We start from the raw sequence: 23,991 nt of genomic DNA, 5'->3' as shown, positions 1-23,991 counted from the left end.
CGGATAGGAGCCGCGTCGCCCAAGTGATCGTTATGGACTGAGGAGGAGTTTCATGCGCATGACAGACAAGTTTTTTTCGAGCGCAGCTATCTGTATGGCGATTGCGTCGGTAGCCACGGGCACGCCTGCCAAAGCCGCCGACAAGATATCCATCATGGTCGGCGGGTATGAAAAGCAGATCTATCTGCCGGCCAAGCTCACCGAAGCGCTCGGCTATTTCAAGGATGAAGGCCTTGATGTCGAACTGTTAAACGAGTCGGCTGGCGTGGATGCCGAAAATCAGCTGCTTGCGGGTGCCGTTCAAGGCGTCGTTGGCTCCTACGACCATTGCGTGGATCTGCAATCGAAGGGCAAGTTCGTCGAGTCGGTCGTGCAGCTGCAGCAGGTTCCCGGCGAAGTGGAGCTGGTTTCGACGAAGCATCCGGAAATCAAGTCGCCGGCCGACTTCAAGGGCAAGGCGCTCGGCGTAACCGGGCTTGGCTCCTCCACGAATTTCCTGACACTCTACATGGCATCGAAGGCTGGATTGAAGACGGGCGATGTGACGACCGTTCCCGTCGGCGCAGGCTCGACCTTTATCGCGGCCATGCAGCAGGATCAGATCCAGGCTGGAATGACCACCGAGCCGACCGTGTCACGGCTGCTGAAGACAAACGAAGCCAAGGTGCTGGTGGACCTTCGCACCGTCGAATCGACACGAACGGCACTCGGCGGAGTTTATCCGTTTGCATCGCTGTACATGGAAAGTTCCTGGGTCGACGCGCACAAGGAGGAAGTCCAGAAATTGGTCAGCGCCTTTGTAAAAACAATGCGATACATCGACACGCACTCTGCCGCGGAGATCGCCGATAAGATGCCGAAGGATTTCTACGTCGGCGACAAGGACGGCTATGTCAAAGCGCTTGAGGCAAGCAAGGGCATGTTCACACCTGACGGAATGATGCCTGAGGGAGGTCCTGAAACTGTCCTGACTGTTCTCTCGGAGTTCTCCAAGAACGTCAAAGGCAAGCAGATCGATCTTTCCAGGACCTATACGACGGAGTTCGTCAAAAACGCCAGGTAAGCGGACTGGGTTCCGATATCGACAGGGCTGTCTTGATGTTTCATGCGGTGATAGAAAACCGCAAGAGAAGCAATGAATCGGAAGCCATGGCGAGAAGCAGCCTCACACCGCAGATCAGCGGCAATATCATCGAGTTCGTGAAAGCGAACGGAATGCGCGAAGGCCAGCATCTGCCTCTTCAGATGCTGGCCGATGCGTTCCGCGTATCGCGCGCACCGATCATGAGCGCGCTCCGGAGCCTGGAGGGCCGTGGCATCGTCCGTGCCGAGCCGAACCGAGGCTATTTTCTCGCGGTTGACGGCGAGAGCCTGAATGCTTCCAGGCTGGAGAGCCCGAAGGACAGCGACGGCGACGAGGCCATCTATTTCCGGATCGCCGAGGATCGTTTTTCCGGCAAGCTCGAAGAGCGCGTCAGCGAAAGCGAGATGATGCGCCTTTACGATTTGCCGCGAAGTCGGCTGCTCAAGATCCTGCATCGGATTGCCGATGAGGGATGGGTCGAACGGCTGCCCGGCAATGGCTGGTCCTTCCGGCAAACCTTGACGTCAAGGCAGAGCTATCAGGACGGCTACACCTTCCGTGCCGTCATCGAGCAGCAGGCCATGCTACTGCCAAGCTTTGAGCCAGATCCTGAAGGGTTCAGGCGCGCGCGCCAGATCCAAACGGAACTCGGTGAGGGAGGATATGAGACCTGGTCGCGCGCTGAGATCTTCAAGGCGAACAACGAGTTTCACGAGATGCTCGTGGCTTGCTCCCACAACGAATTCTTTCTCGATGCGATCAGGCGCATAAACCGCCTGCGCCGGCTCATCGAATATCATATCACGATCGACCGAAGCCGGCTTCCGAGACAGACGGCCGAGCATCTGCATATTCTCGACCTGGTCGAAGACGGTCGCCGCAATGAGGCGGCGGCATTCCTTTACACCCACATCATGGGCGCGAGCCGCATCAAGACGCCTCAGGTCTGATCCAGGTCCTTGAGAAGGATGCAGACCGGGCTGCCGACCGAAAGGACGCTCGCGTATGGCGACAGGTGACCGGTTTGTCGGTCAACGCGGAAGGCTGCGATCGTATCGCTGTCCTCGTTCGCGGCAAGCAGGGTGTCACCTTCGGGAAGGAGCGCAAAGAAGCGCGGTGTTCTGCCCGCCACCTCCCAGGAACCGACAGCAGTGATGCGCCCGTCGTTGCTGATGGAAAAAGCCGCAATCGTGTCGCTGCCGCGATTGGAGGTGTAGATAAAGCGACCGTCGCGAGACACCGCGATCTCTGCGCCGCGACTGTTGCCGGTGAAGCTGTCTGGAAGCGACGAAAGGATCTGGAACGGCGCGATGCTTCCCGTTGCAGGATCGAAACGATACGCCGCTACGGTCGAATCCAGCTCGTTGATGACATAGGCCAGCCGTCCTTCGGGGTGGAAGGCGATGTGCCGGGGCCCGGCGCCTTCGCGGGTCGGGCAGGATGCGGCCTCGACCAGCGCGCCGCGGAGGTGATCCAGGCGATACACGAGGATCTTGTCCAAGCCCTTGTCCGGCACCGCGATCCAATGTCCCGAGGGGTCGAATTCCACCTGATGCGGCTTGGCGAAAGGCTGCTCGACGCGGTGAGGACCGGGCTCTCCTTCAATGGCGGTCAGGCTCTCGACCGGGCCAAGCCGACCATCATCCAGGCGCCGGAGAACGGCGAGCGAGGAGGTCACGTGGTTCGCGACGATCAGGAACCGGTTCGAGGGATCGAGCGAGAGGTGAACGGGGTTTCGGCCTTCCGTCGATTGCTCGTTCAGGAAGGTCAGCAATCCGGATGATGGGTCGATCGAGAAAGCACTGACGCGATCGGAGTCGCCGTGAACGGTATAAAGGAAATGCCCAGTTTGGTCGAAGGCGAGGAAGGAAGGGTTTTCCATCTCCACGAGCTGACGATGCTCCCAGCTCAAATCCTGCGCCAGCCGATAGACGTTCAGGCCGTTGCCGCGGGCGTTGCGGGCCTTGGTGGTGCGGGCGCCGACATAGACGATCCTCGTCTTTTCTCCGTTCATCCCAAAAATCCCCCCGCGAATTGATGTGGTTACCATCAATATCTCCATTTGCAGATTGTCGCAATTGCATTTTATAATCATATTGTGTAAATAAGCTGTACGAGCTCGAGTTGACCTCGGGCCGCCATCAATGCTTCTGGGAGGTAGCAATGACCGATACAGCGACAAGCGCGCTAGAAAAGACGACGATGCGGAAGGTCTTCTGGAGGATCGTCCCTTACACGTTCCTGCTTTATGTCATCTCGTATCTGGATCGCGCCAACCTCGGCTATGCGGCATTGCAAATGAACAAGGATCTGGCGCTGTCCGCCGAAGCCTTCGGCTTTGCCGGCGGCATCTTCTTCATTGGTTATTTCCTCTTCGAGGTGCCGAGCAATATCGCCCTGCAAAGATACGGATCGCGCATCTGGATCTCTCGCATCCTGCTGACCTGGGGCGCCGTTGCCGTGCTGACCGGCTTTGCCCAGAGCGCCATGCAGCTTTATGTTCTGCGTTTCCTTCTCGGCGTTGCCGAAGCCGGTTTCTTCCCCGGCATCATCATCTATCTGACTTATTGGTTCCGCTCGAAGGAGCAGGCGACGACGGTGGCCTTCTTCACCGCCGCCATCCCCGTTTCCTATCTGATGGGCGCGCCGCTCAGCACCTGGATCATGGACAATGTCAACGGCTTCGGCCTGTCCGGATGGCGTTGGATGCTCATCCTTGAAGGTGTTCCCGCCGTCGCAGCCGGTATTTTCAACTATTTCTACATGACGGATCGCCCAGAAAAGGCGAAATGGCTGACGGAGGAGGAGCGCAATTGGCTGACCAAGGAGCTTGCCGCCGATCACGCGACCCGCAAGAATGTCAAGCATCTCGGGCTCTGGCAGGCGATCTCGAACCCGAAGGTGCTTTTCCTCTCGGCCATCTATTTCATCTATCAGGTCGGCAATCTCGGGATTGGATTGTGGATGCCGCAGATCATCCAGGGCTTTGGCGGCGATCTCAGCCATTTCCAGATCGGTCTCGTGGCCATGGTGCCCTATGCGGTCGCTACCGTGGCGATGGTCTTGTGGTCGCGCAGTTCGGACCGCACCGGCGAACGCCAGAAGCACACCGCCGTGCCGCTGCTGATTGCCGGCATCGCGCTGGCGGCCACGGGTCTGACGCGCGACCCCTATATCGCAGTTACCCTCATTTCCGTGGCGCTTGCCGGCATCTATGCCTTCAAGTCGCCCTTCTGGTCGCTGCCGGGCCTGTTTCTCAGCCGATCGACTGCCGCCGTCTCGATTGCCGCAATCAATTCCATCGGCAATCTCGGCGGTTTCGTCGGTCCCTATGCCATGGGCGCTGCCAAGACCTGGACTGGCAGTGCGCTTGGCGGCCTCATGTTCCTGGCGGCACTTCTGCTGCTGTCCTTCCTGATGACGTGGTTCATGCGCGTCTCCAACGCGGAGGCGGCAGGCGAGGGCGATCCGTCGGGACAATTCCATATCGGGCGCGCCAGGCAGCCCAAGGCGTAAGGCAGAGTTTCAGAGCATGACGACGATCAGCAAATTCGACCTGAACGGCATCCGGTACGATATCATCGATCTGCCGCAGGTAGCAGGCGCACTCCTTGGACGGATGCCCTATATCCATCGCATCCTGCTGGAGAATGTGCTCCGGACGGGGGGAGACGACGCCGAACGCGCGAAATCGGCGATCATCGCCTGGCTCGATGAAGGCAGGAGCGAGGTCGAAATCCCCTTCCTGCCGAACCGCGTGCTGATGCATGATACCACCTGCGGGCCGGCGCTCGTCGATATCGCCGGCATGCGCTCGGCATTGGCCGAGGCCGGCGGCGATCCGGCCCTGCTCAATCCGGTGGTGCCGGTGGATGTTTCGACGGATCATTCCGTCGCCGTCGATGCGTTCGGCACGTCCGCATCGCTCGAGCGGAACATGGCGCGGGAATATGAGCGCAATGCCGAACGCTACAGCTTCATGAAATGGGCCACCAATACGCTCTCCGGCTTCCGGGTCCATCCTCCCGGTACGGGTATCATGCACACCCTCAATCTGGAGCGGCTCGCAACGGTCGCGACCGACCAGCAGAAAGACGGTCGGCGCTGGGCCGTTCCCGATACGTTGATCGGCACGGACAGCCATACCCCCATGATCAACGGTATCGGCGTGCTTGCCTGGGGCGTCGGTGGCCTGGAGGCGGAAAGCGTCTTCTTTGGCATGCCGGTGACGCTGCGCGTGCCGGATGTCGTCGGTGTGCGGCTGACCGGCAGCCTGCGCGAGGGCGTGCTTGCCACCGATCTCGCGCTGGTGGTCACGCATCTGCTGCGTCAGATCGATCTTCAGGATAAGTTCGTCGAATTCTACGGGCCGGGTGTTTCGACGCTGACAGCAGGCGATCGTGCCGTCGTTGCCAACATGACGCCGGAGTTCGGCGGCAACAGCGGCTATTTCCCGATCGACGGCCACACGACGCAATATTTGAGGGCGACGGGGCGAAGCGAAGATCATGTCGATTTCGTCGAGCGTTACGCCAGACGCGTGGGCATCTGGTTCGATCCGTCGTGCGAGCCACGATATACCTCGACACTCGAAATCGATCTCGCAAGCATCGAGCCGAGTCTCGCCGGTCCCCGGCGTCCCCAGGACCGCATCCCTGTCAGCGAGACGGCGCATGCCATCGCCGACATGATGAAGGTATCGGTGGAAGTTGAGGGACAGCCAAACAACGGCGCCGTCGCGATCGCTGCGATCACGAGCTGCACGAACACCTCCGATCCCCGACTGCTTGTTGCAGCCGGTCTGCTTGCGCGCAAGGCGCGCGCCTATGGGCTACGTCCGTCGCATTGGGTGAAGACATCGCTGGCGCCGGGCTCGCCGACCGCCGGACGCTATCTCGAGCGCGCCGGTCTGCTTGAAGATCTGGAGGCGGTGGGTTTCGGGATCGTCGGCTATGGCTGTACCACATGCATCGGCAATTCGGGTCCGCTGACGGAGCCTGTCGCAAGGGCCATGGCCGAGCGCGGTATCCTGCCCGTGGCGGTGCTGTCGGGAAACCGGAATTTCCCTGGGCGCGTGCATCCGCAGCTGGAGGCAGGCTTTCTGGCATCTCCGCCGATGGTCGTTGCCTTCGCTCTGGCCGGCACCGTTGAGCTGGACATACTCTCAGACCCCATAGGTCTTTCGCAGGAAGGAATGCCGGTCACGCTTTCGATGCTGTGGCCGAAGGCGTTGGAGATCGACGAGGTCCTGGCGCGGGCCGCGAATGTCGGGGACTTCGCACCGGCCTATGAGAAGGCCGAGGCTAGCAAGGCGTGGCGCGAACTCGATGCGCCGACCACGACCATTTTCCCATGGGACGAGAAGTCGACCTATATTCGCCGGCCGCCCTTTGCGAGCTTCGGCAAAGGCACGTTGCTGGGCAATTATCAGGCTCATCCCATCTTGGTCGTCGGCGACGATATTACCACGGATCACATTTCTCCGGCCGGCGCCGTTTCCGTCGGCAGCGATGCGGGGACCTATCTCGTCGAAAGAGGAGAGAACCCGACCGATCTCAACGTCTTCGCTTCCCGCCGGGGAAACTGGGAAGCCATGGTCCGCGGCCTGTTTACCAACAAGACCGTCCGCAACCTGATCGGCGCGGATATCCCGCCGGGCTCGACCGTCTATGCTCCTTCGGGCGATATGATGTCCCTATGGGCGGCGGCTCAACGCTATTCTGAAGACGATCGATCCGTCGTCATTGTCGCGGGCGAGCGATACGGCATGGGATCGTCGCGAGACTGGGCTGCGAAGGGAGTTGCTTTGCTCGGGGTAAGGGCGGTTCTCGCCCTGAGCTTCGAGCGGATACACAGGTGGAACCTGATCGGCATGGGCATCCTGCCGCTGCGGCTGCCGGATGGTTTTGGTCCGGACGAGCTCGCGCTTATGTCGGGTGATGTTATCGAGATCTCCGCGGATCCGGCTCGCGTCGATCCGCGTTGCGACATAGAGGTCGCCATCAAGCGTAAAGACGGGCGAGAGACCAAACTTATCGTGGCAGGAGCTATTGAGACCAATGCTGAGGTCGAAATTCTCCGAGCCGGCGGCATTCTGCCGCTTATTCTGAAGAATGCGCTGCAGACTTCTTCCGACCAAAACCATCCGGCAGCCGCACGCAGCAACTCGGTCGCACGAACGTGACGAAAGATGCGGGGGCCGCACCTGCCTAGGAGATTGACGCCGGCATCCCGGATCCTCCGCCGAACCAGGCTGTATAGCTTGTCGAGCTTGCGATAGGGCGCGCGCGTCTGGATGAATATTTCCCTGGCATCGGTCGCCGGCTGTCCAGACCGCAGGTAAGCAAGGATCGCTTCGCCAACTGGCTCCAATAAGGAAAGGGCGCGTCCCTAAAGGTTGCGGATAACACGAGCCGGAGTGCCGACCGCAAGCACGTTTGCGGGCAGGTCTTCCGTCACGACGCTCCCGGCACCGACGACGGTGTTCCGCCCAATCGTGACCCCGGGGCAGACGGTTACCCGTCCACCCAGCCATACGCCGTCGCCGATCGCAACGGGCTTGGCGGACTCGAGTCCTGTCCGGCGAGCGGCGGCGTCGAGCGGATGGGTCGCCGTGTAGATGTGCACGCCAGGCGCAATCTGAACCTCGTTGCCGATCGTGATCTGATTGCAGTCCAGCAGGACGCAATCAAAGTTGATGAATGTCCTGTCACCGATGCTGATGTTGTATCCATAGTCGCAACGGAAAGACGGCCTGACGTACGAGTCTTCGCCAAGCGCTCCCAGGAGCTTTCGCAGCAGCCCGACCGAACCTTCGAAATCGTTCGCCTGCGACGAGTTGAACTCCTGAAGCAGCCGCTGCGCGTTGATGATCTCGCCGATTAGTTCGTCGTCTGCCTTATACAGCTCACCTGCGAGCATCTTCTGCTTCTCGGTTCTGATCTCATGCACAATAACGCCTCATTTTTCGGTTGTTCGGGAGCAAGAGTCGCTCCGCCGATTATGTCGCCCTTCTACTCGTTAACGTTTGAACATTGCAATCGGATTTCAAACTTTCCTCGCCTTCACTCGATTGCCAAGTTTCGTATCAAGCGGAAGATTCGCTGCGGTTTAACGCCGGTTGCTCCATATCAAGCTGCTTCGAACGCGGCAGAGATCTCCGGTATCAGGTAGTAACTGCAGCAGTTGTTACCTAATTCCGGAAAACGCGTAGGTAGGCTTCGTGCCGGACGCCCATAGCGGCGAGGGGAATACGGAGCTGCGGGCAGGTTATGGTCATGCAACCGCCCATTGTCGCGAGAGCCACGTGAGTGTTTCGTAAAGAGCGAGCAGTGGGATCAGTCGCTCGAAAGCCGGCGAAACACGATCGATGTCGGACTGCCGACCGCGGTTACTTCGCCATGCCTTTCAAGCAAACCATCGGTTTCTCGGCGGAGGGTTATGATGGTATCGCTATCTTCGTTGGCAACGTAGACCCATTGCTGTGTCGGATCTATCGCGAAGAAACGTGGAGTTTTTCCCCCTGACGGGTGCCCCTGAGAAGTTTTCAGTTGTTCATCCGTGGCCACCGAGAAGACCGTGATCGAGTCTTGGCCGCGGTTTGAAGTGTACATGTTGATTTGCGCCGAGAACTGACTCGGGATTTGGTATGAACCTGGCGCTGTGCCAGCGGGTTCACACCAAACGCAGATCACCTTGGATCCAGAAACAACAAGCGGGCGCTCCCGGCCTTGACAGAATAGCGGTGCTTGTAATCGGTTTCCGCAGCGCTCTTGTTCACGTTGATGTCAGCTGTCACAGTGTATATACGGCCCGAGGCTGGATCCATCGTCATTGTGCGGGCACCGTACTGGCTGTGAATCGGTTGCAGCGCTTCAAATTTATCCGGGGAGACTTCCTGCGCTATGGAAATGGTGCCATCTCGGTTTGAGCTATACGCGCGTCCAAGTTTCGGGTCGAATACCGCAGCGTCTGAACCTTCGCCGATTGGCAGTGTTGAAACTCCTCTGCCACTGTCCGCGTCCATAATAGCAAGAACCTTGTTCGAGCAGCTCGAGAAAAGGCGGTGGTGTGCGAAATCGATCGCCATACCATGAGGCCCGACGCAGCCTGGTATCGGCCAATGAGCATCTGCTTCGTTGGCTTCCACGTCTATGCGCACGATCTCGTTTTTTTCACTGCCGTTGATATAGAGCTTCCCGTTATTTCCCGAAACGCCGGACTCAAGTGCCTCTCCGACCGGAATGGTCGCTACCGCCTGCTGCGTCGCGGGATCAATCTTCGTCACCACGCCGGAATTGCCGGCAATTACGAATAGATGACGGCTTATGGAATCGAAGATGATGTCGTCGGCGCCTTCGGCGGTTTTGATGCGCTTAGTGACCTTCATCGATGCGAGATCGAACTCGACAACTTCACCAGCCTCGCCGTCGTCCGTGAACCCCTTACCCGCATCCGGCAGTACGACTGTGGCGTGCGTTCCGCCCGAAATGCCTGAGATATCGCCAAGGATTTCGCCGGTTTTGCCATCGACAACACTGACCTGATCGCCGTGGGCGATGTAAACGCGACCAGACAAGGCATCGAACGTAAGATAGTCCCAAGAATCTGGGGCTCCGAGCGGAATCGATTTCGTGATTGAATATTTAGACAACGCCGCTGCCTGGCAGGGTGCTACAATAAACGTGGCCGTAATGGTGGCGATGATAATAAGAAGTTTCATGGACATCTCCTATTTCAGCCGAGAGCGCTTTGTGTCCGCAAGCAATGCAATGATGTTCCCCTTACGCGGAACCACGCTTTCCCCAAATCGGAACCCGATTTTGCGGACGTACCTCACTTCGTCTGCTGTAGCTTCTTTAGCTCGCTGTATCCACGGTAATACTCTTGAAGCCGCGGCAACAAGGCGCCGTTAAATGCCTGATAGGTTGGTAGCTTCTGAGGATCGACACGGCCAATACTTGCGAAATGGTCGACCAGATCGTCAGACTCAGGAAGGTAATTGCCAGGCGAGATTTCTCCCGTCGGAAAGCTCGCTCTGCCCACATGCATTGTCAGGAACTCGGCGAGCTTGTCGTGCTCCTCTGGTGTTCCTCCCTCTACGAAGGCTACTCGATCAATGAGACCCGCTTCGAGTAAGAAGATGCGCAGTTTGATGCAATACGGACAACCGATTTTGCTATAGATGGTGGGGGTAAATTGGGTTGTCGACATAATTTCTTCTCCTAGAACTACCGTGCTGGATGAAGATTGTTCGCTGGCAGTCGCACTACGCCGCAGATGACATCGTAGCATTTTTTTCAGGGGTTACCTTGCCTCCTCCTGAACCGCCTGACCGACCCGCGAGAGCATGCTTATCGCGAGGGTTATCTCTGCAGCGGACAGGTTCTCGTTGAGATGTGCAATACGCGAAGTGCCAGGGATCAGCAGGATGTTCGGTGAACGCGCGAGAAGCCATGCCAATGCCAATTGCATAGGCGAAAGACCGTGCTGATGTGCCTCCGCCTCCAGGGCTTTCGATTGTAGGCGGGTGAATCCGCCCAGTGGAAAGAACGGGACATATGCAATCTTTTGTTCAGCGAGCGTATCGATCAACGCATCATCCGTTCTGTGGACAAGGTTATAGTGGTTCTGGACGCAAACTATCGGGGCGATGCTTTGCGCTTCCTTGACCTGAGAGGCTGTTGCATTGCTTAGGCCGAGATGGCGGATTAAACCCTGCCGTTGAAGTTCAGCCAATGTAGTGAACCGCTCCTCAATCGACCCTTCCGCGGGTGTCCGCCCATTGCCTTCAATAATACGCAAATTGACCACTTCAAGCGCATCCATCCCCAGACTGCGGAGATTGTCGTGCACTCCCCGTATCAGGTCCGCTGGTGCTTGAGCATGCACCCAACTGCCGTCCTCGCCACGCGAGGCGCCGACCTTGGTTACAATAACCAGATCGTCTGGATACGGGTAGAGCGCTTCCCTGATCAACTGGTTGGTGATGTGCGGTCCGTAGAAATCAGCGGTATCAATGTGATTAACACCTGCTGCGATGGCTCCCCGCAGCACTGCGAGCGCTGCATCGGGATCTTTAGGAGCGCCAAACACACCCGGTCCGGCCAACTGCATTGCCCCGTAACCCATGCGAGAGACCGTCTTGTCACCAAGCTTGTAGACCCGAGCGCTTGAGGGATTGCTCATCATGTTCTCCATCCACATTTGTGGAAATCAGGTAGCTTCAGAATGTAAGTACGGTCTTTCCGTATGAGCGATTTGCGGTCTCTGCGTTGGTGATTACCGACAAAGCCTGACTGAACGGCGCCTCCAGACCGATTGTCGGCCAAAGCGTCCCGTCACTCGCAAGTTCTGCGATCGCCGGCAGATGTTTGAGCCCCGAGGCGGCAAATGCGAGCTTGTATCGTCGCGACAGCATTCCACGAGCAACTCTGCTGGGCGTCGGATTGATGTCGACGAATACGCCTTTCGGTTTGAGCATGGAAAGCGCACCCTCGATGGGAAGCGTTCCAAGCGTATCAAATACGGCGTCATACTTCGTATTCTTTGCGTATATTTGATTGTCGGAGTATCCGAAGACAGGATCAACCCCGGCAGCCCTTGCGCGATCGCGCGATGTGGGTCCGCATGTGCCCGCAACACGTGCTTCGTAGGCTGTTGCGAGCTGAGCTGCGAATGCGCCGACGGCGCCGCTGCATCCGTTGATAAATATGTGCGAACCGCGGCGCGCTCCGGCTTTATCGAGAATTGCGACCCAGGCAGTCATCGCCGCCGTGGGAAGGGACGCCGCCTCGCTAAACGAAACGTGCGCTGGTTTCTTTGCCAGGTGATTGCTGTCGACTATCACGACTTCGGCAAAGGCTCCGGATTTCTTGAAGTCCAATACCCCGAAGACCTCATCGCCGGCGTAAAATTTCGTAACTTTGCTGCCGGTTGCCTCGACGATTCCGGCAAAATCCGTGCCCATACTTCTGGGAAAACGCCTACCAGTGAACAGTTTCATTGAGCCACGGCGCAGCTTCCAATCAAAGGGATTGATAGCCGCGGCCTTGATCGAGACGCGCACCTCTGACTCCCCTAACGCCGGCAGATCGTATTCGCCAAAATACATTCCTTCCGGCCCACCATAACGATCATATTGAACCCTCTTCATTTCGTCCTCGCACTCGTTTTGTTGTGCGAATAGATATTACAGGCAATGTAATTTTACAAGACATGTAAGTTAGCATAAAGTGCGGTTTTACATTGCCTGCGATCTCCGGTATCCCCATACCAATGACACCGGATCAATCAAAACTAGAGGGTTGGCGCGACAAAATGCGTCGCGAGACCCTTCAACGTATCGCCGACGCAGCGCTCGATCTTTTTGTTGACAACGGATATAAATTACGACGCTTGACGCGATCGCCGAGGCGGCCGGCATTTCGGTAAGAACGTTTTTCTATTGCTTCACGTCGAAGGAAGAAATCCTGGCCGCTTGGGAGCGGGGGTTACTCCAAAACGAGCTTCGCTAATATCCGTTCTCTGCGGCCCCAGCTATAGACTGCTCAGTTAGAGCAAGCCGCGAACATCAGCCAATGCGGTATGGCAAGCGCCCTCGCCTGCGATGGTCTATTGCCAAGCGGCTCTTCAAGGGTGGAACCGCACGGCCCGCGCAGTTCGCCCGCTCGCAAATACGGCACGAGATACCAATGGGGTCGAAGGCTCTGCGATTTTCGATTTCCATATCATCTGCATAGACAAACTGCTCTGCATAAGAAATTTCACAGCCAAGCGCGAGCGCGTAATTTTGGCGAGGAGAATGAAATCCTCGGTCGCCCTTGGTGACCTGTGTCGCGATACAAAGATACCGCACGCCGTCAGGCGTTTCGGCCAATTGGCGGATCACCTCTGCGGGCGCCTCAAAGGCCCGGTGGGCGTTCCAAAGCGGGCAGGCGGCGCCAAAGCGGGCGAACTGCAATTTTGCCGCACTGTGCCGTTTGGTAATGTTGCCGGCGCGGTCGATGCGAGCAAAGAAAATAGGTACGCCTTTTTGCCCGGGCCTCTGTAAGGTCGATAGCCTATGGCAAACTTGCTCAAAACTTGCTCCGAACCTGGCTGACAGGAGATCGAGATCGTGGCGCAGTTCTCGTGCGGCAACCATGAACCGGGTATAGGGCAAGATGAGCGCGCCCGCGAAATAATTGTGAAGACCCATGCGGCAGATTTCAGTTGCCTCGCTGCTTCGAAAGGCTGCTTTATTCAAAAGCTGATCGATGATTGCATCGCCCGTAAGCTGTGCAATCTGGAGGGCAATCTGAAAATCGCGCGTGGCCGGAACAAGATATGGCGAGAGAGTTAATAACCGGCGTTCTTCATCGAAATTTCGCATGAGATCTCCAGTGTCGCTGGACCGACTGATGCGAATGTTAAACCGGTCTTCGAGGTGGGAAGATAAGGCGGTATACGTGTCCTGATCGCCGATGCCGATCTCGTCCGCGAGCTTTTCAGCCAATACGTCGATCTCATGGATGTAGTTGTCCATGAAATGAAAAAAATCTCGCACTTCCTCATAGGGCGTATGCTCGACAATGGCTGAGGCACGGCCGAGTGTGTCGTCAATACTCGCCAAGCGTTCAGAATTGTGACGGTAGGCTTGGTGCGCCGTAATCAGCGCATGCGCAATGCCCGGCGCATTGCGCACTACCATTTTGAGCTCCTGAAGACTGGGTGCTTGGGAATTGAACAAGGGATCCGTAAGCGCCTCTGCCAGCGCAGAAAGCAATCGATCGCCCTCCGCACCTGTGAGATCGGATAGATCGATTTTGAACTTGTCCGCAAGGGCAAGCAGAACGGTGGCTGACACCGGCCTCTGGTTGCTCTCGATCTGATTGAGATAACTCACCGATATGCCAAGACGCTCAGCAAATTGCTGCTGCGTTGCCTGGTTCAACAGGCGTAAGTCGCGCACTTTTCGACCGATGTAAAGCTTTCCTACCGCCATTTCACAAATTCACAAAAAGCAAACACAGTATTTGCGATTTGCACATGCTCACATCTTCCACCGTTTTGCAACTGAACAGTGGGATGTATGGCGAAGACGGCATCAAGAGGGAACTAAATGCGTGAAATCCTAGATCAACTCGAAGCCCGCAGGCACGCCGCCCGACTTGGCGGTGGCGAAGCCCGCATCGCCACCCAGCATTCCAAGGGAAAGCTAACCGCGCGCGAGCGTCTCGACGTTCTTCTCGATGAGGGATCGTTCGAAGAATACGACATGTACGTCACCCATCGCACCACCGATTTCGGCATGGGCGAAAACAAGGTGCCTGGCGATGGCGTGGTCACTGGCTGGGGCACAATCAACGGCCGCCTTGTCTATGTATTCTCCCAGGATTTTACCGTCCTCGGCGGTTCCCTCTCAGAAACACATGCGCAGAAGATGTGCAAGATCATGGACATGGCCGCCCGCAATGGCGCCCCCGTGATCGGCCTCAACGATTCCGGCGGCGCCCGCATCCAGGAAGGCGTCGCCTCGCTCGCCGGTTATGCCGAAGTCTTCCGCCGCAACGCCGAAGTCTCCGGCGTCATCCCGCAGATCTCTGTCATCATGGGCCCCTGCGCCGGCGGCGCGGTCTATTCTCCCGCCATGACCGACTTCACTTTCATGGTGCGCGACAGTGCCTATATGTTCGTCACCGGCCCTGACGTGGTGAAGACCGTCACCAACGAGATCGTCACCGCCGAAGATTTGGGTGGCGCCAAGACCCACACGACCAAGTCCTCCGTCGCCGACGGCGCCTTCGACAACGACATCGAGGCGTTGCTGCGCATCCGCGACCTCTTCGACTACCTGCCGCTCAACAACCGCGACAAGCCGCCCGTCCGCCCGTTCTTCGACGACCCCGACCGGCTGGAAGAACGGCTCGACACGCTGATCCCCGACAGCGCAAACAAGCCGTACGACATGCGCGAGCTGATCCTGGCGCTGGCCGACGAGGGCGAGTTCTACGAGATCTCGGAAGGTTTCGCCCGTAACATCCTGACTGGCTTCATCCGCATGGAGGGCCAGACCGTCGGCGTCGTCGCCAACCAACCAATGGTTCTCGCCGGTTGCCTCGACATCGACTCGTCACGCAAGGGCGCAAAATTCGTCCGCTTCTGCGATGCCTTCAATATCCCGATCCTCACCCTCGTCGACGTCCCCGGCTTCCTCCCCGGCACCGCCCAGGAATATAACGGCATCATCAAGCACGGCGCCAAGCTGCTCTTCGCCTATAGCCAGGCGACCGTGCCGATGGTCACTCTCATCACGCGCAAGGCCTATGGCGGCGCCTATGACGTCATGGCCTCCAAGCATATCGGCGCCGACGTCAACTACGCCTGGCCCACCGCCGAGATCGCGGTGATGGGCGCCAAGGGCGCGGCAGAAATCCTATATCGATCAGAGCTCAAAAACCCGGAAAAGATTGCGGCACGAACCAAGGAATACGAAGACCGCTTCGCCAATCCCTTCGTAGCGGCGGAACGCGGCTTCATCGACGAGGTGATCATGCCGCGCTCATCGCGCAAACGCATCGCCCGGGCGTTTGCCATGCTTCGCACCAAGCGGTCGGAAACCTATTGGCGCAAACACGACACCATTCCCCTGTAAGGCAAAATCACATGATTACAAAAATTCTCATCGCCAACAGAGGCGAGATCGCAGCCCGCGTCATCCGCACCGCCCGCGCCATGGGCATCAAGACGGTGGCCGTCTATTCCGACGCCGACCGCGAAGCAATACATGTCCGCATGGCTGACGAGGCCGTGCATATCGGCGCCGCCCCGTCGGCCCAGTCCTATCTCGTCATTGATCGCATCGTTGAAGCCATCAGGCAGACCGGCGCGGACGCCGTGCATCCCGGGTACGGGTTTCTGTCAGAAAACCGCGCGTTTGCCGAGCGCTTAAACCAAGAAGGCGTGACCTTCATCGGCCCGCCGGTCGGCGCCATTGAGGCCATGGGCGACAAGATCACGTCCAAGAAGATTGCGGCCGAAGCTGGCGTCTCCACCGTGCCGGGCCATATGGGCCTGATCGCGGATGCCGAAGAGGCCGTAAGGATCTCGGCCGGCATTGGCTATCCCGTCATGATCAAGGCCTCGGCTGGCGGCGGCGGCAAGGGCATGCGCATCGCGTGGGACGACCACGAGGCCCGCGAAGGTTTCCAGGCGTCGAAGAACGAAGCGAGGTCTTCCTTCGGTGACGACCGCATCTTCATCGAGAAGTTCGTCGATCAGCCGCGCCATATTGAGATCCAGGTGCTGGGCGACCAGCATGGCAATACGATCTATCTCGGCGAGCGGGAATGCTCGATCCAGCGTCGCAACCAGAAGGTCGTCGAAGAGGCCCCGTCCTCCTTCCTCGACGAAGCCACTCGCAAGGCGATGGGTGAGCAGGCTGTCCAGCTCGCCAAGGCCGTCGGCTATTTCTCGGCCGGCACGGTCGAATTCATCGTCGACGGCAAGCGCAATTTCTATTTCCTCGAGATGAACACCCGCCTGCAGGTCGAACATCCCGTGACCGAGCTCATCACGGGCATCGACCTCGTGGAGCAGATGATCCGTGTCGCCAATGGCGAGAAACTTGCGATCACCCAGTCCGACGTCAAGCTCAACGGCTGGGCGATCGAAAGCCGCCTCTATGCCGAGGACCCCTATCGCGGCTTCCTGCCATCGATTGGCCGGCTGACCCGCTATCGTCCGCCTAAAGAAGGCCCACAGCACGACGGTATCGTGGTCCGCAATGATACCGGCGTGTACGAAGGCGGCGAGATCTCGATGTATTACGACCCGATGATCGCTAAACTGTGCACATGGGCCCCCGACCGGACGCGGTCGATTGAGGCGATGGCCGAGGCGCTCGATCGCTTCGAGGTCGAGGGCATCGGCCACAACCTGCCCTTTCTCTCAGCCGTCATGGCACATCCGCGGTTCCAGTCCGGCAACATCACCACAGCCTTTATCGCCGAGGAGTGGCCGGAAGGTTTCCACGGTGTCACGCCAGATAACGATCAGGCTCGCCAGCTCGCCTCCATCGCGACCTATGTTCACCTCGTTGAGGAAGCCCGCCGCGCACAGATCTCAGGCACGCTGGCCAACCACACGCGTAAACTGGGTACCGACTTCGTTGCCGTCGGCGGCGACCACTCCTGGCCGCAGGCCGTGACATGCGGGACCGGCACCATCGACATCCGCTATGGCGACGGCGTCAATCACACAGTCACAAGCAACTGGCAACCGGGCAAAACGCTCGCCTCGTTCACAATCAATGGCGAAGCATCAAGCGTTAAGATCTCGCGCGCCTCCACCGGATGGTGCCTTCGTTTCCGCGGCATCGACATGATCTACCGCGTGATGACACCGCGCCTGTTCGATCTATCCCAGTACATGCCGATCAAGCAGTCGGCCGACATGTCGAAAAAGCTGCTCTGCCCGATGCCAGGCGTCATCACTCAGGTGCTGGTCAGGGAAGGCGACACGGTCGAAGTTGGACAATCGCTGGCGACGGTCGAGGCGATGAAGATGGAGAACCTGCTGAAAGCCGAGAAGAGGGCAGTGGTCAAGGCGGTGAAGGTTGAGGCGGGCCAAAGCCTGGCGGTGGATGAAGTGATCATGGAGTTTGAGTGATGTCGGATGCCAAGATTGCCGACTGGCAGGCGCTTGCCGAAAAGGAGCTGAAGCGTTCACCGGATACACTCGTCTGGCACACGCCCGAAGGTATCGAGGTCAAGCCGCTCTATACGGCCGATGATCTGCAGAAGGTTTCCCATCTGAACATCCTGCCGGGCTTTGCGCCTTTCACCCGCGGCCCGCGTGCCACCATGTATGCCGGGCGGCCCTGGACCATCCGCCAATATGCCGGTTTCTCCACCGCGGAAGCCTCGAATGCCTTTTATCGCAAGGCGCTCGCTGCCGGACAGCAGGGCGTTTCCGTGGCCTTCGATCTCGCCACCCATCGCGGTTATGACAGCGATCACCCGCGCGTGGAGGGCGATGTCGGCAAGGCGGGCGTTGCGATCGACAGCGTCGAGGACATGAAGATCCTGTTCGACGGCATTCCGCTCGATAAGGTCTCGGTTTCCATGACCATGAATGGCGCGGTCATTCCGGTGCTCGCCAATTTCATCGTTGCGGGTGAGGAGCAGGGCGTGCCCCGTGCCGCCCTTTCCGGCACCATCCAGAACGACATCCTGAAGGAGTTCATGGTCCGCAATACCTATATCTATCCGCCCGAACCTTCGATGCGGATCATTGCAGACATCATCGAGTACACGGCGAAGGAGATGCCGAAATTCAATTCCATCTCCATCTCCGGCTATCACATGCAGGAGGCGGGCGCGACGCTGGTGCAGGAACTGGCCTTCACGCTGGCGGACGGCCGGGAATATGTGCGGGCTGCTTTGGCGAAAGGGCTGAATGTCGATGACTTCGCCGGCCGCTTGTCGTTCTTTTTCGCTATCGGCATGAATTTCTTCATGGAGGCGGCGAAGCTGCGCGCTGCGCGCCTGCTCTGGTCGCGCATCATGGAGGAGTTCAATCCGCAGAAGGCGTCATCGCTGATGTTGCGCACCCATTGCCAGACCTCCGGCGTCTCGCTTCAGGAGCAGGACCCCTATAACAACATCGTCCGCACGGCGTTTGAGGCCATGTCCGCCGTGCTTGGAGGTACGCAGTCGCTGCACACCAATTCCTTCGATGAGGCCATTGCCCTGCCGACGGAGTTTTCCGCCCGCATTGCCCGCAATACCCAGCTTATCCTCCAGCACGAAACCGGCGTCACCAGGGTCGTCGACCCTTTGGCCGGTTCCTATTATGTCGAAAGCCTGACGAATGAGCTGACCGAGAAGGCCTGGGCTCTGATTGAGGAAGTCGAGGCGCTGGGCGGCATGATCAAGGCGGTAGCTGAAGGCTTGCCGAAGCGGCTGATCGAAGAGGCCGCGACCCGCAGACAGGCGGCGGTGGACAAAGGCGAGGAGGTCATCGTCGGCGTCAATCGTTACCGTCTCGAAAATGAAGAGGATATCGATGTTCTCGATATCGACAATGCCGCCGTGCGGGCCGCGCAAATCCGCCGCATCGAAGAGACGCGCCGCCGCCGCGACGGCAAGGAGGTCGCTTCCGCGCTTGCGGCGCTTTCCGAAGTCGCTCGCAGCGGCAAGGGGAATATTCTCGAATCAGCCGTTGCCGCCGCCCGCGCACGTGCCACGGTGGGGGAGATTTCCGATGCGCTGCGTGCGGCCTTTGGCGATCATGCCGCCGTGCCGGAGGTGGTAAGCGATATTTACGGCGAGGCCTATAAGAATGAGCCGGAACTTGCCACGCTTGCCGCCCGTCTTTCCGGTGTTGCTGAGAGGATCGGCACCAAGCCGCGCATCATGGTCGCCAAGCTCGGGCAGGACGGTCATGATCGTGGCGCGAAGGTCATTGCTTCCGCCTTCGGCGATATCGGTTTCGATGTGTTGGCCGGTCCCTTGTTCCAGGCACCGGCGGAAGCGGCCGATCTCGCCGTTCAGAACAAGGTGCATGTGGTCGGCATGTCGTCGCTTGCCGCCGGCCACAAGACGCTCGCGCCGCAGCTGGTCGAAGCACTGAAACGGAAGGGCGCGGACGATATCATTGTCGTGGTCGGCGGCGTCATTCCGCGGCAGGATTATCAATTCCTGCTCGACCATGGGGTTTCGGCAATCTTCGGACCCGGCACCAATGTCATGGATGCCGCCAACAAGGTCCTCGACCTGCTCGAGGGCATCAGGCGGAACGTGTGAGGGGAAGGCGGACATGTTCGGAAGATTGAATCACGTCGCCATCGCGGTGCCGGATCTCGATGCGGCCATTGCCCGCTACAGGCTGTTGGGTGCAGAGGTCTCGGCGCCGCAATCCCTGCCCGAACACGGCGTGACGGTGGTCTTCGTTCAGGCTGAAAATACAAAGATTGAGCTTCTTCACCCCCTCGGAGAAAATTCGCCGCTCGCCGGTTTTTTCGACAGAAATCCGGGCGGCGGCACGCATCATCTCTGCTTTGAGGTGCCGGATATTCTTGCGGCCCGCGATGATCTCCTCAAAAAAGGGGTCCGTATCCTTGGCGAGGGCGAGCCAAGGATCGGTGCGCATGGCAATCCCGTTCTTTTCCTGCACCCGAAGGACATGGGCGGCGTGCTCTATGAGCTTGAGCAGGTTAGTGAGTCCTCCGAGACGCTAAGCCGCGTAGGACGGATTGTCCGACGGTGATGGCAAGTCGAATGTCAGCGAACGCAACCCGTTCAAGTCCGGCGGTTAGTGGCGACCCACGCCGCGAATTTTTCCATGAAGGTGGAAAGGAATCCCGACGTTGTCTCATTGGCGAGCTTTCCGTCATCATCGAAAAGTTTAAAGGCATCACCCAGATAGGCTTCCGGTTGCTGCAATACCGGCACGTCCAGACAAACCAACGACTGCCGCAGATGGTGATTGGCGCCGAAGCCGCCCAATGCTCCTGGCGATGCAGTAATCACGGCTGCAGGCTTTCCGGACCAGACATTTTTGCCGTAGGGTCGAGAGCCAACATCGAGCGCATTTTTGAGCACGCCGGGAACAGACCGGTTATACTCGGGCGTCACGAACAACACGGCATCGGATCCTCTGATCCTGTCACGAAAGGCGGTCCACGAGGCGGGTGGGGATGCCTCTTCGAGGTCTGGATTATAGAACGGCATATCACCGATTTCGACAGCAGTCAGTTCCAGCCCATCTGGGGCAAGCTCCGTTAGTGCGTGTGACAGCTTGCGGGTAACGGATGCCTTGCGAAGGCTTCCGACAAGGACGGCTACGTGTGTGGTCATGAAGGTCTCCTGCCTATAGTGGTTCGAGGATTTCCAAGAAGCCATATCAAGTGGAAATTGTCCCGATTGGTTGGGTTTGGGGAAAACGTTTGCGACGCGGCTGGCCTCATGCCGCGGGCCTTGTCGAGAGATTCATATCCCAGGGCCAGCGCCCGTACGGGGACGGCTTTTTTCCGCGTTCTGGGTGAAGAAGGACACGATTACAAGCGCGATCCCGCTAAGGCGGGTGCAAACCCGCTGTCGCCAGCATTGATGTTTGCGGAAACGGCCAGACTTAGATGAAAAAACAGTTGATGAACCGGTCCTGGCGACAGTGATGGTTTTTTTCAAAGACCGGCTCCGTTCCAAAGATTCGCAAGTGACCACTACTCTGCTTGACCCGGGTCCGCAGACAGATCCAGTTGGCCGGCTGCGATCAAAACCGCATCAACGTCTGCGTAAACCCAGTTGCCAGGTGCTATTGTCACTTCGCCGAAGCTGAGAGTGGCGCCGCGCTCCCCTGGTGTCGGTTGCCAGCCTCGTCGGGCTGTTGCCCCAAGAGCTTTCACCCCAATCGCCAATGAGCCTATCGCGGCGCTGTCGCGGATAACGCCGTTTATGATGACGCCTGCCCATCCGTTCGCAACGGCGATTTCGGCAAGCCGGTCGCCCATTACGCCGACGCGCGTGGACCCGGCGGCATCGATGACAAGCACACGGTGGTCGCCGGCCTCAGAAACGGCCTTGAGAACGGGTGTATGATCTTCAAACGTGCGCAAGGTCTCTGCTGGGCCGAAAAAAGATGCATGATTTCCGAAGCTGCGAAACTGAAGGCCGCACACCTGGAGCCGTTCATGGTGTTTGTCGTAGACGTCTGCCGTATTGAACATCGTTTGGTATCCTCAGGTTCGCTCTGTCTACTCGACTGACTGACCGAGTTTTATCCATAAGCCGAGGTCGGCCGCTCTCTTTCCGAGCACGGTGGCCGCAGCCAAATCGTCATCGCTGGGCTTGCGTCGCAGGCGTGCTGGTTTGGTCGTAGAGGTCGCCCCGTACGGAGCCGCAGCGAGGTCAAAAACCGGGTCGGTGTAGCCCGGAGTGACCACGATCATTCCCAGATGCATCATCGTGGTAAGGAAACCCAAAAGTGTTACTTCATGGCCCCCATGAACCGTCGAGGCGGACGTAAATGCAGCGCCGACCTTATTGTGCAAATCGCCCCTCTGCCAGTTTGAACCCAGCCGGTCGATGAAGTGTTTCATTTCTGCAGACATCGAACCGAGGCGTGTCGGCGCTCCCATAATGACGACATCGTATCCGGCGAGCTCGTCGGGTTGAGCTGGGGGGTATTTCCGGATCTCCTGGAAGCTTTGGCCTGTGTGAGGGTGCGCCAGCAGCTCTGCTTCAGCCGTCAGTTCCGGCACACGTCGTACGTCCACATGTGCACCCTTAACCTGCCTCGCTCCATCCGCAAGAGCTTGAGCAAGCCCCATCGTGTTGCCGCTCCTCGAGTGGAAAAGCACGATAATCTTCAAATTACTGCTGCTCATCATCGAACCTTTTCCTGTCGGCATCCTCGGATATCGCATGGTAATCACCGAGTATTGCGGCGGCGCAATCAAAACTCGCATAGTAGGTTGCCGAGTCCCTGATTGCGTCTCTCATAAGACTCTTCGCAAGCGCGATCACGCTTCGCGACCCTGCCAGGAATTTCGTCTCCAAAGGTCGCTTCGCCGTCTCGATCCCTCGAAGGGCCGGCCTCATTTGCCAGCGCATAACATCTTCCAATTCACGAGCAGCCTGCTCGATCTTGTGTCCTTTGTTCATTTTGTGGACCTCACAGATAACTTGCTGAAAAGGTTGCGGTTATAGCGGCGAAGGGCTGAAACGACCGGGCAGGCCCGGCATGCCTGACAGTAGCTGGGCCAGCCGGTAATGGCGTAGTCTGGTGACGCTGCACCATTCGCTACGTCCCGTCAGTTGCGTGATCGTTTCGATGCTTCTTCGACGATGCTTGGGTCGAGCACGTCAGACACCTTGATGGCGCCCTTGGTAAATCCGAGCTGCTGCATCAGATCGAAGTTCGCCTGCAACGCGGCTGTATTCGGCATCATATCGGGATTGCGGTAGTAGTCCTGTTTGGTGAACACCCAGTCTTTCCAGAACTCGACCGGGAGTTTTGTCGCAGACGCGGCGATCTTCTCCACTTCTGCGTGATTGGCAGGGTCAGAAAACCAGTATGCGACGCGCTGCATGTCGGCCATGAAGTCGACGAGCGCCGCCCGGTTTTCTTCGACGAAGCTTCTCTTGGCTACCCAAACGATGAGATCGCTTTCACCCATGCCGTCTTTGCCGGTGAAAAGGACGCGGTTGCCCTCCCGCATTGCAGCCTGTGCCGAGAACGGCCGTATTGCGGCGATCACATGCGCCTTTCCGCTCTTCAGCATCTCGCCCATGGTTGCTGGTGCCGCCTCAATAATCGTCACATCCTTGTCGCTGATCTTGTTCTTGTGCAGCATGGCGCGCAGCATTAGGTCGTTCGCGCTCCCAATAGCACTTACGGCGATAATCTTGCCTTTGATATCTGCTACCGAACGGATGTTGCTGTCGGCGCGTACCAAAAACTCGGTCGAATAATGGCCGTTCACGCCGTCCTGGAGCTCATCTGCGATGATGCTGATATCATTCACTCCGTTATCATATGCGGTCGCGAACCCGCCGGTAGAAATGTCTGCAATGTCGAGGTCGCCTGAAGCGAGGCCCTGGAGCGCCTCGGAGGTGCCGCGAAAGCGCGCGACCTCAAGATTGTAGGTCTTGCCCAGATTCCGCATCAGGTCTTTCTTCTCCAGCACGATCGAGCCCCAGCTTGTCACCGGAACGACCCAGGACAACTTGATGTTCACAGGCTCTGCCGCTGCTGGCATGTGCAACATGGTCGCCAACCCGACCACGAGTGCGATCTTTGACAATAGTTTCATTGCATTCCTCCCTGGTTGTTGAGGCCCAGCCGGCCCGTATACGGCGCTACGTCACCGTTGATGTTTTACGGTCCGGCGGGAGTCCTACCCCCACCCATCGGACCGGATT

Annotated in this window: 21 protein-coding genes; 9 read left to right on the top strand and 12 right to left on the bottom strand. The window is 58.3% G+C overall.

Annotation, left to right across the window (positions count from 1 at the left end):
* Positions 1 to 94: 94 nt before the first annotated feature.
* Both AC13RM_RS24130 and AC13RM_RS24125 read left to right on the top strand, forming a co-directional pair.
* The gene (locus tag AC13RM_RS24130; protein WP_488555756.1) at positions 95 to 1,063 is read left to right on the top strand and encodes an ABC transporter substrate-binding protein; all 969 of its coding nucleotides are present in this window, start codon (positions 95 to 97) and stop codon (positions 1,061 to 1,063) included.
* Between the two features lie 86 nt (positions 1,064 to 1,149).
* Complete coding sequence (locus AC13RM_RS24125) at positions 1,150 to 2,034, top strand: GntR family transcriptional regulator (protein ID WP_488555665.1); 885 nt, start codon at positions 1,150 to 1,152, stop codon at positions 2,032 to 2,034.
* Here AC13RM_RS24125 and AC13RM_RS24120 read toward each other — a convergent pair.
* Positions 2,025 to 3,098 (bottom strand): lactonase family protein, encoded by a 1,074-nt coding sequence (locus AC13RM_RS24120; protein ID WP_488555664.1) that lies wholly within the window; start codon positions 3,096 to 3,098, stop codon positions 2,025 to 2,027. The two genes, AC13RM_RS24125 and AC13RM_RS24120, sit on opposite strands and share 10 nt — an antisense overlap.
* A gap of 149 nt (positions 3,099 to 3,247) precedes the next feature.
* Between AC13RM_RS24120 and AC13RM_RS24115 the strand changes: the two genes are divergently transcribed.
* Positions 3,248 to 4,600 carry an MFS transporter gene (locus AC13RM_RS24115; RefSeq protein ID WP_488555663.1) on the top strand — a complete coding sequence of 451 codons (1,353 nt, stop codon included), beginning with the start codon at positions 3,248 to 3,250 and terminating at the stop codon, positions 4,598 to 4,600.
* A 16-nt stretch (positions 4,601 to 4,616) separates the two neighbouring features.
* Complete coding sequence (gene acnA / locus AC13RM_RS24110) at positions 4,617 to 7,268, top strand: aconitate hydratase AcnA (RefSeq protein WP_488555662.1); 2,652 nt, start codon at positions 4,617 to 4,619, stop codon at positions 7,266 to 7,268.
* Between the two features lie 206 nt (positions 7,269 to 7,474).
* Here the strand turns inward: acnA and AC13RM_RS24105 are convergent, their stop codons facing one another.
* The 6 genes from AC13RM_RS24105 to AC13RM_RS24080 form a co-directional block, all read right to left on the bottom strand.
* Positions 7,475 to 8,035 (bottom strand): sugar O-acetyltransferase, encoded by a 561-nt coding sequence (locus AC13RM_RS24105; RefSeq protein WP_488555661.1) that lies wholly within the window; start codon positions 8,033 to 8,035, stop codon positions 7,475 to 7,477.
* Positions 8,036 to 8,421: 386 nt separating this feature from the next.
* Entirely contained in the window at positions 8,422 to 8,697 is a 276-nt protein-coding gene (locus tag AC13RM_RS24100) for a lactonase family protein (RefSeq protein WP_488555660.1), read from the bottom strand.
* A 77-nt stretch (positions 8,698 to 8,774) separates the two neighbouring features.
* Positions 8,775 to 9,806: a YncE family protein gene (locus tag AC13RM_RS24095; RefSeq protein ID WP_488555659.1), complete on the bottom strand. Its 1,032-nt coding sequence runs from the start codon at positions 9,804 to 9,806 to the stop codon at positions 8,775 to 8,777.
* Positions 9,807 to 9,919: 113 nt separating this feature from the next.
* Entirely contained in the window at positions 9,920 to 10,297 is a 378-nt protein-coding gene (locus tag AC13RM_RS24090) for a glutathione S-transferase N-terminal domain-containing protein (RefSeq protein WP_488555658.1), read from the bottom strand.
* Positions 10,298 to 10,390: 93 nt separating this feature from the next.
* On the bottom strand, positions 10,391 to 11,272 hold the full coding sequence (locus AC13RM_RS24085; RefSeq protein ID WP_488555755.1) for an oxidoreductase: 882 nt from the start codon (positions 11,270 to 11,272) through the stop codon (positions 10,391 to 10,393).
* 37 nt (positions 11,273 to 11,309) lie between these two features.
* Positions 11,310 to 12,239, bottom strand: a complete 930-nt coding sequence (locus AC13RM_RS24080; protein WP_488555657.1) for an NAD(P)-dependent alcohol dehydrogenase — start codon at positions 12,237 to 12,239, stop codon at positions 11,310 to 11,312.
* A 232-nt stretch (positions 12,240 to 12,471) separates the two neighbouring features.
* Here AC13RM_RS24080 and AC13RM_RS24075 point away from each other — a divergent pair, with 232 nt between their 5' ends.
* Positions 12,472 to 12,600 (top strand): helix-turn-helix domain-containing protein, encoded by a 129-nt coding sequence (locus AC13RM_RS24075; RefSeq protein WP_488555754.1) that lies wholly within the window; start codon positions 12,472 to 12,474, stop codon positions 12,598 to 12,600.
* A 56-nt stretch (positions 12,601 to 12,656) separates the two neighbouring features.
* Here AC13RM_RS24075 and AC13RM_RS24070 read toward each other — a convergent pair whose 3' ends face one another.
* Positions 12,657 to 14,069, bottom strand: a complete 1,413-nt coding sequence (locus AC13RM_RS24070) for a helix-turn-helix domain-containing protein (protein WP_488555656.1) — start codon at positions 14,067 to 14,069, stop codon at positions 12,657 to 12,659.
* A gap of 117 nt (positions 14,070 to 14,186) precedes the next feature.
* Between AC13RM_RS24070 and AC13RM_RS24065 the strand changes: the two genes are divergently transcribed.
* The 4 genes from AC13RM_RS24065 to mce are packed head-to-tail and all read left to right on the top strand — an operon-like array spanning position 14,187 to position 20,335.
* Positions 14,187 to 15,719: an acyl-CoA carboxylase subunit beta gene (locus tag AC13RM_RS24065; protein ID WP_488555655.1), complete on the top strand. Its 1,533-nt coding sequence runs from the start codon at positions 14,187 to 14,189 to the stop codon at positions 15,717 to 15,719.
* A gap of 11 nt (positions 15,720 to 15,730) precedes the next feature.
* A complete protein-coding gene (locus AC13RM_RS24060; RefSeq protein WP_488555654.1) occupies positions 15,731 to 17,734 on the top strand; it encodes an acetyl-CoA carboxylase biotin carboxylase subunit in 2,004 nt (667 codons plus the stop codon).
* Positions 17,734 to 19,872 carry a methylmalonyl-CoA mutase gene (scpA, locus tag AC13RM_RS24055; RefSeq protein ID WP_488555653.1) on the top strand — a complete coding sequence of 713 codons (2,139 nt, stop codon included), beginning with the start codon at positions 17,734 to 17,736 and terminating at the stop codon, positions 19,870 to 19,872. Before AC13RM_RS24060 ends, scpA begins: the two co-directional genes overlap by 1 nt.
* Before the next feature lie 13 nt (positions 19,873 to 19,885).
* Positions 19,886 to 20,335, top strand: a complete 450-nt coding sequence (mce, locus tag AC13RM_RS24050) for a methylmalonyl-CoA epimerase (RefSeq protein WP_488555652.1) — start codon at positions 19,886 to 19,888, stop codon at positions 20,333 to 20,335.
* Positions 20,336 to 20,367: 32 nt separating this feature from the next.
* On the opposite strand, the gene AC13RM_RS24045 is transcribed toward mce, so the two are convergent.
* The 4 genes from AC13RM_RS24045 to AC13RM_RS24030 form a co-directional block, all read right to left on the bottom strand.
* A complete protein-coding gene (locus AC13RM_RS24045) occupies positions 20,368 to 20,925 on the bottom strand; it encodes an NADPH-dependent FMN reductase (protein ID WP_488555651.1) in 558 nt (185 codons plus the stop codon).
* Between the two features lie 365 nt (positions 20,926 to 21,290).
* The gene (gene rraA / locus AC13RM_RS24040; protein ID WP_488555650.1) at positions 21,291 to 21,794 is read right to left on the bottom strand and encodes a ribonuclease E activity regulator RraA; all 504 of its coding nucleotides are present in this window, start codon (positions 21,792 to 21,794) and stop codon (positions 21,291 to 21,293) included.
* A 27-nt stretch (positions 21,795 to 21,821) separates the two neighbouring features.
* Complete coding sequence (gene wrbA / locus AC13RM_RS24035) at positions 21,822 to 22,457, bottom strand: NAD(P)H:quinone oxidoreductase (protein WP_488555649.1); 636 nt, start codon at positions 22,455 to 22,457, stop codon at positions 21,822 to 21,824.
* A 423-nt stretch (positions 22,458 to 22,880) separates the two neighbouring features.
* Positions 22,881 to 23,882, bottom strand: coding sequence for an ABC transporter substrate-binding protein (locus tag AC13RM_RS24030; protein WP_488555648.1), 1,002 nt, complete (start codon positions 23,880 to 23,882; stop codon positions 22,881 to 22,883).
* Positions 23,883 to 23,991 lie beyond the last annotated feature (109 nt).

The organism is Martinezella sp. CNPSo 3732 (genome assembly GCF_057784515.1).
The sequence above is the reverse complement of the archived record's forward strand: the minus strand, read 5'-3'. Positions and strand labels throughout refer to the sequence as shown.